This is a genomic window from Iamia sp. SCSIO 61187 (genome assembly GCF_019443745.1).
GTDB lineage: Bacteria > Actinomycetota > Acidimicrobiia > Acidimicrobiales > Iamiaceae > Iamia.
This window is the reverse complement of the sequence record NZ_CP050948.1, coordinates 2,476,336-2,487,741: the sequence shown is the minus strand read 5'-3', so window position 1 is coordinate 2,487,741 and position 11,406 is coordinate 2,476,336. Positions and strand designations below refer to the sequence as shown.

The window sequence follows — 11,406 nt, the reverse complement described above, 5'->3', positions numbered from 1 at the left end:
TGCCGTCAGTACCGGGCGGCGTGGGCGGTCGGCGGCTCACCGAACAGCGAGGTGACGTCGCGGGTGAGGTGGGCCTGGTCGGCGTAGCCCAGCTCGGCGGCCAGCCCGGCCCAGTCGACCCGCTCGCCGGCGGCGAGCCGCTCGGTCACCTCGTGGAGGCGGCGGCGCCGGATGATCCACTTGGGCCCGACGCCGACGTGCTCGGCGAAGCGTCGCTGGAGCTGGCGGACCGAGGTCCCGACCGAGGCCGCCAGGTCGCCCACCCGTCGGAGGTCCGTGTCGGCGTGGATGCGGTCCACGACCTCGGCGCACCACAGCCCGACGGGGTCGGGAGCGGGGAGCACCCGGCGGAGGAGGGCGACGACCTCGTCCGGGTCGGGGTCCGACGGCAGGCCGGGTCCGAGCACGTCGGCGGCGGGGATCGAGAGGTCGGTCAGGCTCGACACCGAGCGACCCACGAGGGGGCGGACCACACCGGGTCGGAAGGCCACGCCCACCACCGCGCCGTCGCCGTCGAGGACGCGTTGCCGGGCGCGCGTGGCGGCGCCGGTGATCGTCGGGACGGTGTCGGACGGGAACGTCAGGTGGACCTGGGCGTGGGGGAGGAGCACCTGGCGGTAGGGGGCGTTGTACGACCACGACACGGCCCAGAGCCGCTCGACCCACGGCGCCAGGTCGGGGGGCGGGTCCGGGAACGACAGGCTCTGGTGCTCGGCCCAGGCACCGCCCAGGCCACGGGGGTCGCGCTCCACCCCGGCGAGGGTACGTCGTGTTCGTCCAAGACCGGCCGAGCGGGTCGTCGTACCGTCACGCCCATGGACGACGCCCGACCCAGCCCCGAGACCCTCGTCCCCGCCGCCGCGGCCACCTTCACCGCCATCGTCGAGGGCATCGGCGACGACCAGCTCGACGCGGCCACGCCGTGCGCCGACTACGACGTGGCCGCGCTCGTCGGCCACCTCCTCCACTGGGGCCCGTCGCTGGTCGGCGCCGGGCGCAAGGAGGTCGTGCCGCCGCCGGAGGGCGACGAGGTCCCCGCCGAGGGCTCGTGGCGGGCCGGGCTGGAGGCCCACGTCGCCGCCCTGACGGCGGCCTGGTCCGCCCCTGGGGCGTGGGAGGGGACCACCCGGATGGGCGGACCGATGGAGATGCCGGCGGCGACCGTCGGCGGCATCGTGCTGGCCGAGCTGGTGGTGCACGGCTGGGACCTGGCCCGGGCGACGGGCCAGCAGCCGAGCTGGCCCGACCCGCTGCTCGAGGTCGCCCACGCCGAGCTGTCCGCCATGGCCGAGGTGGGCCGGCGGATGGGCGCCTTCGGCCCCGAGGTCGCCGTCGCCGAGGACGCCCCGGTCCTCGACCGTCTGCTCGGCGTCGCCGGCCGGGACCCCGCCTGGACCCCCTGATCCGTCAGTTCGGGGCGTGGACGCCGTTGGCGTGGCCGTGGTCGCGCTGGAGGTCGAAGCTGCGGCGCTCGAGGTCGGGCCAGTGATCGTTGCTGGTGCTGCTCACGTGCTGGCGGACCCGGCCCGGCGTCGCGGCCGTGACGGCATCGCCCCCGTAGGGGTCGGTGAACCACGTCGTCGGCCCGCCGGCGTTGGTGACCTCGGTGGTGTGCAGGTAGAAGTCCCGCTGGGCCCCGTCGAACGGCGAGGCCGGGTCGGTCCGGTCCAGCTGCGCCCCGGTCGACGCCTCGTGGCGGGCCACCTCGTCGAACGGGTAGCCCCGCGCCGTCCCCCCGTCGGCGGCGTCCGTCATGTCGGTGACGTCGACGAGCGAGCAGATCAGGTTGTTCACGCCGCCGGCGTGGGCCCGGGCCGGGTTGCGCACTCCGAACCACGGGTCGAACGACGCCAGCGGGGCCCCGTCGGCGGTGGTGAGGGTGTTGGCCGACTGCCACACCTCGTACAGCGCCCAGATCGAGCTGGTCCGGTCGGGGGGGACGAGGACGTCCCGGTCGATGCAGTGCTGGTCCGGGATGAGTCGGAGCCCACCGTCGCCGTCGGGCAGGTCGCTGCCGGCGGTCGTCACCAGCTGGCCGTCGCACGAGCGGTTGAACTCGTTGGCGTCGCCGAAGCGGGTCATCGTCGAGGAGATGACCTCGGTGCCGTCGGTGCAGCGTGCCGCGTACAGCAGCTCGTGGGCGTTGTTGACCAGGGCGTCGCCCGAGTGCGAGCCCTGGTGGACCTTCATCAGGACGTCGCAGGTCACGATCTGGCCGGCGTCGTCGCGGACGTAGCCGCGGGGTGACGCGGTGACCATCCGCACGTCGTCGGCGACGACGACCTTGTGGCCGACGTTGTCCTCGTGGCGGGTGACGGCGCCGGTCGTCGCCGACCAGGTGTCGAGGGCCTCGCTCACGTAGCCGAAGGGGATCCCCCGGCCGCGGGCCGGGTCGGCGTCGAGGAAGTCGGTCACCCAGGTGTAGATGTCCGAGCTGCTCGGGTCGTCACCGTGCTCGTGGCCGAAGGTGCACTCCTGGCCCGTGGCCGGGTCGACGACCGCAGGCGGGTGCCAGGTGGGGTACAGCTTGCCGTCGGGGCCGACGACCGAGAAGGACCGGTGGAGGTCCGCGCTGCAGGTGTCGCGTGCGGTCGGCGTCCAGTTGCGCTCGCGGTAGGCCTTCGACGTCGGGGGCTCCGGAGGTGCCGCCCGGGTGAGGGTCACCGCGAGGCCGCGGACGGGGAGGTCGGCCGGCGCGTTCTCCTTGATCCGGACCTCGCCGGTGACGGTGGCGCCCGGGGCGACGGCTGCCTGCTGGTCGGAGGTGAGCCGGACCACGACGGACCGGCTGCCACCCGCTGGGGCCGAGAAGGAGCGGAACGGGCTGTCGCGCCCGCCGACGCGGACCCGGACGGTGCCGGAGCAGGCCGTGCCGCCGGTGCACCGCACGACGACGGGGACGGACCCGTCGGCCGCCACGGTGAGGGCGGTCGACCCCCCGAGGTCGACGACGTTGCACGCCGCCAGGGTGGCGACGAGGAGCCCGGCGAGGGCGAGGGCGCGGGCCCGCCTCACGGGAACCGGACCAGGGCGCGCTCGGCGTACTCGGCGGAGACGACGAGGTGGACGGCGAGGGCCAGGTCGCCGGAGGTGCGGATGCGGTCGGCCCAGAAGGCGAGGCCGTCGGGGTCGGCCTCCCGGTCGAGCAGCGCGGTGTAGAGGAGCTGGACCCGCGCCCGGCGGGACTCGATCGAGGCGTCGATGCGGGTGGCCACCCAGGTCCGGCCCCTGGCCCGGGCCTGATCGACCCAGAACACGAGGTCGCCCGGGCTCGGGCTGCGCCCGAGCACCTTCTCGTACACGTCGGCCACCCAATCGGCGTCGGTCCCTCCGGCGTTCCGGTGGTACTCGGTCGAGGAGTAGAACCGGGCGGCCACCGCGGCCAGGGTCCGGCGCCGGCCCTGGACCTCGCCGACCCAGAAGGCCAGGCCGGCGGCGTCGGGCTCGCGGTCGAGGGTGTCGAGGTAGAAGCGGCGGATCGAGACCTCGATCCACTCCCGCGTCGTCGACAGCTCGCGGGCCACCGTGGCCCGGGAGGTCCCGGCGCCGAGGCGGGCCACGGCGGCGGCCAGCTCCGGGTCGGCGGGGGCCCTCCCGAGGAGGTCCTCGTGGGTGGCCAGGACCCAGGCCTCGTCGGCGGTCCGGGGGGCGGCGACCGCGAACGGGATGGCGGCGGCGCCGGGCTGGAGGGTCGCGGTGCCGGAGTAGGCGGCCCGCACCTCCCCGCTCATGGCGCCGGTGAAGACGGTCGTGCACGCGGCCTGGCCGGCGATCACGGCGACGCCCTCGCACCCCTCGACGGGGGCACCGCCGGCGGTGAAGGCCACGGTGCCGGCGGCGACCTCGGTCTCGGCGCCGGCCCGCTTGGTGACCGTGGCGGTGAAGGTGACCTCGTCGCCGACCGCGGCCGAGGCGGGCCCGTCGACCGTCACGGCCGACGCCAGCGGGCCCATGAGGGCCACGGTCACCTCGCCCATCTGAGCGTCGGGGCGGGCCGCGAAGTCCGCCCCGACGGCGAGGTCGGCGGCGCCGTTGCCGTCGACGTCGCCCAGGGCGCCGACCTGGCGGCCGAAGCGGTCGCCGGCGGCGCTGCCATCGAGCCGGTAGCCGCCGTCCCCGACGAGCGACGCCAGGGGCACGGTGACCGCGGCCGGGTCGCCGAAGACGACGTAGGTCGCGCCGGCACCCGTGAGGAGCGGGCCCTCGGGCGCCTGGGGGTCGACCGGGTCGTGGCCCCAGGCGCCGAGTACGAGGTCGGGGATCTCGTCGCCGTCGACGTCGCCGATGCCGGCGACCGAGTAGCCGGCGGAGTCCGCCGCCGCCGCCCCGTCGATCCAGTAGCCGCGGCGGGCCGGCGTGGTGCAGGCCGCGGGGTCGGTGACGGGGCCGGCGTCGGCGCAGGTGAACACCGACTGGCCCGTCGCGGCCGACGGGTCGGTGTAGACGGGGGCGGAGCGGTCGGACCCGAAGACGACGGCGGCGCCGCCGGCCCGGGGTCCGGTCGTGGCGTTGGAGACGCCGTCGGCCCCGATCAGCAGGTCGTCCCGACCGTCGCCGTCGACGTCGCCGGCGCCGGCCACCGAGATGCCCAGTCGGTCGCGCTGGCGGGTCGGGCCCACGATGGTGAAGCCGTCGTCGCCCAGGGCGGCGGCGTCGATCTCCCCGACGGTCTCGCCGAAGACCACGTAGGCGGCGCCGGGCACGGCCACGTCCGGGCCCCACGAGGTGGAGGTGTAGGCGCCGAGGACGAGGTCGTCGATGCCGTCACCGTCGACGTCTCCGGCCGGGGCGATGGTCCCGAGGCGCTCCTGGCTGAGAGCGCCGTCGACGGTCATCACGACGTCGCCGTCGGCCGGCGCGTCGAGGTCGACGTCGCCGATGTCGTCGCGCCCGGCCACGACCCACACCCGGCCGTTGTTGGTGCGGCCCCGGGTGTCGGCCGCGACCTCGGCGACGGCGAAGTCGTCCAGCCCATCGGCGTCGAGGTCGCCGACGGGGGCGAGGGAGAAGCCGACGTTCCCGCTGGCGGGCCCGCCGTGGACGGTGAAGCCGCGGTCGCCCATCGAGTCGAGGGCGAGGCCGGTGAAGTCCACGGCGCCGAACAGCACGTAGGTGCGCTGGGCGGAGTAGTGGCTGATGGCGATGTCGTCGAGGTGGTCGCCGTTGACGTCGCCGACGCACCCGACCGCGAAGCCGGTGACGGCGCCGGCCGTGGCCGGACCGTCGATGCGCACGGCGCCGGCCTCGGCCGGGTCGGCCAGCGAGGAGCCGTCGATCTCGGGCCCGCCGAGGATCACGTAGGTGGCCCCGATGTTGCTCGTCGGGGACTTGTCCCAGAACCAGGCGCCCGTGACGACGTCGTCGTAGCCGTCCCCGTCGACGTCGCACGGGCCGCTGGCGAGCGCGGCACCGGTGGGCGCTGCTGGGGTCGCCGACGAAGCGGAGGAGCTCGGCCGGGCCGCCTCCGGTGGCATCGGGCGGGGCGGCGGCGGTGGGGCTGGCGGGGGCGACGGCCGCACCGACGACCAGGGCGACGGCGAGGGCCGCTGCCGGCAGGGGTGGACGCTTCACGGGACCTCGAGATCTGCGACGGAGGATGTTAGGGCGGCTTACTAGTCGCAGTTCGCGGTGGTTGTCGAGCCCCGTCGGATCGGGCGGGGCGCCGGGTCCCGTCGCCGCGGCCGGGGCCGCCCGACGGCGGGCCTATGTTCGACCGATGGCCGACCCGACCGACCGCTCCGACGCCGACCTCCTCACGAGGACCGCCTCGGCCGTGGTGGAGGCGACGGCGACGACCGACGGACCGCGGGTGGGGCGGGACCTCGACGCCGTGCTGTTCGACGCCGGCGGCGTCATCGTCGTGCCCGACCCGCTGACGATCGGCCCGGCGCTGGCCCCCTTCGGGGCCACCTCCGACCTGGCGACGCTCATCCGGGCCCACTACGTCGCCATCCGGGCCCACGCCGGGTCGGCCTCGGCCGGTGAGGACGTGTGGCTCGACTACCTCCGGGCCCACGTGGGGGCCTGCGGCGTGCCCGCCGAGCAGGCCGACGCCGGCCTGGCCGCCCTCGTGCGGGTGTTCGGCCACCGCACGTGGCGGTTCCCCCTGGTCGAGACGGTCGTGGCCATGGAGCGGCTCCGCGAGCACGGGACGCCGCTCGGCGTGGTGAGCAACGCCGTCGGCCAGGTCGAGGACCTCCTCCGCCACACCTCGTGCTGCCAGGTGGGCCCGGGCGGCGGCGTCGAGATCGACGTGCTGGTCGACAGCGGCGTCGTCGGCGTGGAGAAGCCCGACCCGGCCGTCTTCGCCCCGGCCGTCGCCGTCATGGAGCGCCTGGGCGTCGACCGCGGGCGGATCGGCTACGTCGGCGACAGCCTCCGCTACGACGTGGCCGGGGCCCGCGCCGCCGGGCTGGTGCCCCTGCTCCTCGACCCGCACGACCTCCACGCCGACCTCGACGTCGGCCCCGGCGCCCACCGGATCAGCAGCGTCCACGACCTCCTGCCCGTCGGCGAGCGCCCCGAGCAGCACCCGGAGCAGGCCCCGCAGCCCGAGGGCGACTGATCGGCCCTAGAGGTCGGCCAGGTGGCGCCGGATCAGCCGGGCCTCGGGGGCGGTCGGGCCGAGGGCGAGGGCCTCGCGGTAGGCGGCCCGGGCCTCGGCGGCGGCGCCCAGCCGGCGGTGGACGTCGGCCCGGGCCAGGGCGAGGCGGTGCGAGCGGGCGAGGCGGGCGTCGTCGGCCAGGGCGTCGAGCAGCGGGAGGGCCACCGCCGGGCCGTCGGCGTAGGACACCGCCACCGCCCGGTTGAGCCGCACCGCCGGCGACGGGCTAACCTCGGCCAGCCGGTCGTAGTGGCCGACGATCGCCGGCCAGTCGGTCGCCTCCCACGTGGGGGCGGACGAGTGCTCGGCGGCGACGGCGGCCTGGAAGAGGTACGCGGCGTCCCCGGCCGACAGCTCGGGATGGTCCGCGGCCCGCTCCATCCAGCGCATGCCCTCGTCGATCCGGCCCCGGTCCCAGGCCGACCGATCCTGGTCGGCGAGGACGACCACCTCGCCGGCGGCGTCGAGCCGGGCGGGACGCCGGGCGTCCTGGAGCAGGAGCAGGGCCAGCAGGGCCTCGGCGCCGGGCCGGCCGGGCAGGAGGTCCACCAGGAGGCGGGCCAGGCGCACGCCCTCGTCGCACAGCTCGTGGCGGATGAGGTCGTCGCCGGCGGTGGCGGCGTAGCCCTCGGTGAAGGTCAGGTAGGTGCACGCCAGCACCGACGGGAGCCGCTCGGTCAGCAGCTCGGGCGGGGGCACCCGCAGGGGGATGGCGGCGTCGCGGATCTTGGCCTTGGCCCGCTGGATGCGCTTGCCGACCGCCTCCTCGCCGCGGAGCAGGGCCCGGGCGATCTCGGGGACGCGGAGCCCGCACACGAGCCGCAGGGTCAGCTCGACGTGGGCGTCGCGGGGGAGGGCGGGGTGGCAGCAGGTGAACACCAGGCGGAGCTGGTCGTCGACCACCGGGTGGAGGATCGGCGGCGTGGCCTCGAGTGAGGTGACCGCGTCCCGGGCCGCGGCCTCCTCGCGCCGGGGTCGGGTCGCCTCGCGCCGGAGGACGTCGAGGGCCCGGTTGCGGGCCGTGGTGGTGATCCACGCCCCGGGCCGGTCGGGCACGCCCTGGGTGGGCCAGCGACGGAGCGCCACGGCGAAGGCCTCCTGGACGGCGTCCTCGGCGCGACCGATGTCGCCGGTCAGCCGGGCGACGGTGGCCACGGCCGGGCCGGCCTCGTGGCGGAACACCTCCGCCACCAGGCCGGCCGCATCGGTCCTCGGGGCGCCGCTCACATCTCGCTGAGGTCCATGATCGGACGCAGCTCGACGGCGCCGCCGTCGCCGACGGGGATCTGCCGGGCCAGCTCCAGCACCTCCTCGGGGGAGCCCTTCAGCACGTAGAACCCGCCGACGACCTCGATCGTCTCGGAGAACGGCCCGTCGGACACGACGACCTCCCCGTCCCGGACCCGCACCGTCGTCGCCGACGCCGCGGGCTGGACGGCTCCGCCCTCCTTGAGGGCGGGGCCGGCGGCCTCGGCGAAGGCCCCGTGCTCGGCGGCCCCCGCCTCCCACTCGGGGGTGCCGGGGACGTCGGCGGCGGTCTCGGGCCCGTGCATGGTGGCCAGCCAGCAGTCCCTCTGGTCGGCGGCGTCCTCGAGCGAGGACTGGACCATGACGAGCGGGCGGATCTCCGACGCCCCGCCGGCCGTGGCCGGGATGTGGCGGACGAGGTCGATGACGTCGTCGAGGTTGTCGGCCTCGAGGACGTAGTACCCGCCGAGCGCCTCGGTCGTCTCGGCGAAGGGCCCGTCGGTGACGGTGACCGTCCCGCCGTCGTGGCGGATCGTCCGCGCCGTGTTCGTCAGGTGGAGGGCGGCGCCGCCGCGGATCGCCTTCTCGGCCAGCTCGCCGAAGGCGACGTAGCCGGCCATCTCGGCGTCGAACTCGGGGGTGCCGGGCTCGGTGGCGGCGCTCTCGTCGCCGTAGAGCAGGACCAGGTACTCCATGAGGGTCTCCTCGGTGTCGGGGGAGGCGCCGATCGCCCCCCTCCTACCACGACGACGAACGGCCCCGCCCCGATCGGACGTGCCGTCCAACATCCGGTGCCGCCCGGGGGTTGGGGGGGCATGGGGACCTGGGACAGGGACGACGAGCACCGGCCGGCTCCGCTGCCGTTCCGGCCCGGGACGGTGTCGAACGGCGAGTTCCTCCCCCCGGAGCCGACGGCCCGGGACCGGGAGGTGGCCCGGCGGATCGTGGCCGGGGCCGACGCCGCCGCCCGGAGGATGGGTGTGGACCGCCGTCGGTTCCTCCAGGGCGCCTCGGGCATGGCCCTCACCCTCGGCGTCTTGAACCTCGCCGCCTGCGGGTCGGACCGGTCGGCGACCCCGCGGACGGCGGGCTCGGCCCCCCAGACGACCGCGCCGCGCCCCGCCACGGAGCCGGCCGGCAGCTACGTCGTCCCCGACCCCGAGGACGGTCCCGCCTGCGAGGCGGCCCTCGGCGGCACCGACTTCATCTTCGACGTGCACACCCACCACGTCATGCCCGGCCGGCCCTGGGAGCAGAACGCCCCTCGCATCCTCGACATGGTCCAGGGCCTCGTGCCCGCCGGCTGCGTCGAGGCCGAGCCTCTGCACTGCCTCGACCGGGTCGCCTACCTCCACGACCTGTTCCTGGCCAGCGACACCACGATCGCCCTGCTGTCGGACGTGCCCAACAGCGGCCCCGACGACGCCCCCCTGCCCTTCGACGACGCCCTCGGCACCCAGGCCCTGGCCGACGCCCTCACCGCCGGCGGCGCCAGCCGGGTGCTCGTCCACAACGTGATCGCCCCCAACTTCGGCCCCCTCGAGGCCCGCCTCGACGACATGGAGGACCGCGTCGCCTCGGGCCGGGTGGCCGCCTTCAAGGTGTACACCGCCTGGGGCCCCGACGGCGTCGGCTACGCCCTCGACGACCCGGCCATCGGCATCCCCGTGGTCGAGAAGGCCCGGTCGCTCGGGGTGCGGGTCATGTGCGCCCACAAGGGGCTGCCGTTGCTGGAGTTCGATCGGAGCCAGAACGGGCCCCGCGACATCGTCGCCCTGGCCGCCCGCTACCCGGACATGGACTTCGTCGTCTACCACGGCGCCTACGAGATCCAGACCGTCGAGGGCCCCTACGACCCGGCCTCGGCGGACGCCGGGATCGACTCGCTGGTGCGAGCCATGGAGGACCACGGCGTGGCCCCCGACACGAACCTGTGGGCCGAGCTGGGCACGACGTGGCGGGAGACGATGAACGACCCCGGCCAGGCCGCCCACGCCCTGGGGAAGCTGCTCAAGCACGTGGGCGAGGACCGGGTCATGTGGGGCACCGACGGCATCTGGTACGGCTCCCCGCAGCCGCAGATCATGGCGTTCCGGGCCTTCCAGATCGACGAGGCGACGGCCGCCGCCCACGGCTACCCGCGCCTGACGCCCGAGGTGAAGGCCAAGGTCTTCGGGGGCAACGCCGCCGCCCTCTTCGGGATCGACCCCGAGGCCACCCGGTGCGCCCTCGACCGCGACGGTCTCGACGCCGCCCGGGCCGAGGTCCGCCAGCTCGTCGCCACCGGTGAGCTGCCCGCGCCGTGGCGGCCGCGCGGCCCGCTGACCCGTCGCGAGGTGCTGACCTGGCTGTCGACGTCGACGGTGCCGTGGACCCCGTGGTGAGGTTTGAGCCCCCCGCACCGCACGGTGGCCGCCCCGGTGGCCGGCGTTACCCTCGCAGGATGCCCAAGCCTGATGTGACCATCCCCGACGGCCCCCCTCCCACCGACCTGGTGGTCGAGGACCTCACGGTCGGCGACGGCGACGAGGCCACCGCCGGCCACAACGTCGACGTCCACTACGTGGGCGTGTCCTGGTCGACCGGCCAGCAGTTCGACGCGTCCTGGGACCGGGGCGACACGTTCGGGTTCCGCCTCGGCCGGGGCCAGGTCATCCAGGGCTGGGACGACGGCGTGGCCGGCATGAAGGTCGGTGGCCGCCGTCGCATCACCATCCCCCCGCAGATGGGCTACGGCGCCCGAGGCGCCGGTGGCGTCATCGGCCCCAACGAGACGCTCGTCTTCGTCGTCGACCTCCTCGGGGTCGGCTGACCCGCCGGATCCCGCAGCCGTGCGCCGCGCCGAGAAGGTCGAGCGGATCGGGCAGGTGCTCGACGAGCTCTACCCCGACCCGCCCATCCCCCTCGACCACCGCGACCCTTACACCTTGCTGGTGGCGGTGGCCCTGTCCGCCCAGACCACGGACAAGAAGGTCAACCAGGTCACCCCGGCGCTGTTCGCCGTCGCCGGCACGCCGGAGGAGATGGCCTCCCTCCCGCCCGAGCGCATCCTCGAGCTGATCCGCGAGGTCGGCCTGGCGCCGACCAAGGCCCGCAACCTGTCGACCGCCGCCCACCAGATCATGGCGGCCGGCGGCGACCTGGTGCCCGACTTCGCCTTCCTCGAGTCGCTCGCCGGCGTCGGTCACAAGACCGCCAGCGTGGTGATGGCCCAGGCCTTCGGCGTGCCCGCCTTCCCGGTCGACACCCACATCCACCGGCTGGCGTTCCGGTGGGGCCTGTCGAACGGCACGACCGTCGAGCGCACCGAGCGGGACCTCAAGGCCGCCTTCCCCCGCGAGACGTGGAACGACCGCCACCTCCAGATCATCTACTTCGGGCGCGAGCACTGCCCGGCCCAGCGCCACGACATGGCCGCCTGCCCGATCTGCTCGTTCGCCGCGTCCAAGGCCCGCATGGCCGCCGAGGCCAAGGCCCGCCGGGTGGCCGCCAGCGCCCGCACGGCGGCCCGGGCCCGGCCGCGGGCGTGACGCCCCGCGCCTCGCCAGTGGACC

General features: G+C 75.7%; 10 protein-coding genes. 5 read left to right on the top strand and 5 right to left on the bottom strand.

What is annotated here, in order from left to right:
* Nucleotides 1–5: 5 nt before the first annotated feature.
* Nucleotides 6–752 carry an AraC family transcriptional regulator gene (locus HC251_RS11925; protein WP_219945501.1) on the bottom strand — a complete coding sequence of 249 codons (747 nt, stop codon included), beginning with the start codon at nucleotides 750–752 and terminating at the stop codon, nucleotides 6–8.
* 63 nt (nucleotides 753–815) lie between these two features.
* Here HC251_RS11925 and HC251_RS11920 point away from each other — a divergent pair, with 63 nt between their 5' ends.
* Nucleotides 816–1,403 carry a TIGR03086 family metal-binding protein gene (locus HC251_RS11920; protein ID WP_219945500.1) on the top strand — a complete coding sequence of 196 codons (588 nt, stop codon included), beginning with the start codon at nucleotides 816–818 and terminating at the stop codon, nucleotides 1,401–1,403.
* A gap of 4 nt (nucleotides 1,404–1,407) precedes the next feature.
* Here the strand turns inward: HC251_RS11920 and HC251_RS11915 are convergent, their stop codons facing one another.
* Complete coding sequence (locus HC251_RS11915) at nucleotides 1,408–3,015, bottom strand: hypothetical protein (RefSeq protein ID WP_219945499.1); 1,608 nt, start codon at nucleotides 3,013–3,015, stop codon at nucleotides 1,408–1,410.
* On the bottom strand, nucleotides 3,012–5,474 hold the full coding sequence (locus HC251_RS11910; protein ID WP_219945498.1) for a DUF4214 domain-containing protein: 2,463 nt from the start codon (nucleotides 5,472–5,474) through the stop codon (nucleotides 3,012–3,014). Before HC251_RS11910 ends, HC251_RS11915 begins: the two co-directional genes overlap by 4 nt.
* A 242-nt stretch (nucleotides 5,475–5,716) precedes the next feature.
* On the opposite strand from HC251_RS11910, the gene HC251_RS11905 reads away from it, so the two are divergent.
* Nucleotides 5,717–6,565: an HAD family hydrolase gene (locus HC251_RS11905; RefSeq protein ID WP_219945497.1), complete on the top strand. Its 849-nt coding sequence runs from the start codon at nucleotides 5,717–5,719 to the stop codon at nucleotides 6,563–6,565.
* 6 nt (nucleotides 6,566–6,571) lie between these two features.
* On the opposite strand, the gene HC251_RS11900 is transcribed toward HC251_RS11905, so the two are convergent.
* Both HC251_RS11900 and HC251_RS11895 read right to left on the bottom strand, forming a co-directional pair.
* The gene (locus HC251_RS11900; RefSeq protein ID WP_219945496.1) at nucleotides 6,572–7,795 is read right to left on the bottom strand and encodes an RNA polymerase sigma factor; all 1,224 of its coding nucleotides are present in this window, start codon (nucleotides 7,793–7,795) and stop codon (nucleotides 6,572–6,574) included.
* A 32-nt stretch (nucleotides 7,796–7,827) separates the two neighbouring features.
* Nucleotides 7,828–8,547 (bottom strand): YciI family protein, encoded by a 720-nt coding sequence (locus HC251_RS11895; protein ID WP_219945495.1) that lies wholly within the window; start codon nucleotides 8,545–8,547, stop codon nucleotides 7,828–7,830.
* Between the two features lie 120 nt (nucleotides 8,548–8,667).
* Between HC251_RS11895 and HC251_RS11890 the strand changes: the two genes are divergently transcribed.
* From HC251_RS11890 to nth, 3 genes are read left to right on the top strand one after another with little or no spacing between them, the layout of a single operon-like run.
* On the top strand, nucleotides 8,668–10,236 hold the full coding sequence (locus HC251_RS11890; protein WP_219945494.1) for an amidohydrolase family protein: 1,569 nt from the start codon (nucleotides 8,668–8,670) through the stop codon (nucleotides 10,234–10,236).
* A 59-nt stretch (nucleotides 10,237–10,295) separates the two neighbouring features.
* A complete protein-coding gene (locus HC251_RS11885) occupies nucleotides 10,296–10,664 on the top strand; it encodes an FKBP-type peptidyl-prolyl cis-trans isomerase (RefSeq protein ID WP_219945493.1) in 369 nt (122 codons plus the stop codon).
* Nucleotides 10,665–10,683: 19 nt separating this feature from the next.
* Complete coding sequence (nth, locus tag HC251_RS11880; protein WP_219945492.1) at nucleotides 10,684–11,382, top strand: endonuclease III; 699 nt, start codon at nucleotides 10,684–10,686, stop codon at nucleotides 11,380–11,382.
* Nucleotides 11,383–11,406: the final 24 nt, after the last annotated feature.

Coding starts and splice junctions, on each gene's coding strand:
- HC251_RS11910 (WP_219945498.1), bottom strand. CDS start 5,474: ATGCCACCGGAGGCGGCCCGGCCGAGCTCCTCCGCTTCGTCGGCGACC.
- HC251_RS11890 (WP_219945494.1), top strand. CDS start 8,668: ATGGGGACCTGGGACAGGGACGACGAGCACCGGCCGGCTCCGCTGCCG.
- HC251_RS11885 (WP_219945493.1), top strand. CDS start 10,296: ATGCCCAAGCCTGATGTGACCATCCCCGACGGCCCCCCTCCCACCGAC.
- HC251_RS11895 (WP_219945495.1), bottom strand. CDS start 8,547: ATGGAGTACCTGGTCCTGCTCTACGGCGACGAGAGCGCCGCCACCGAG.
- HC251_RS11905 (WP_219945497.1), top strand. CDS start 5,717: ATGGCCGACCCGACCGACCGCTCCGACGCCGACCTCCTCACGAGGACC.
- HC251_RS11920 (WP_219945500.1), top strand. CDS start 816: ATGGACGACGCCCGACCCAGCCCCGAGACCCTCGTCCCCGCCGCCGCG.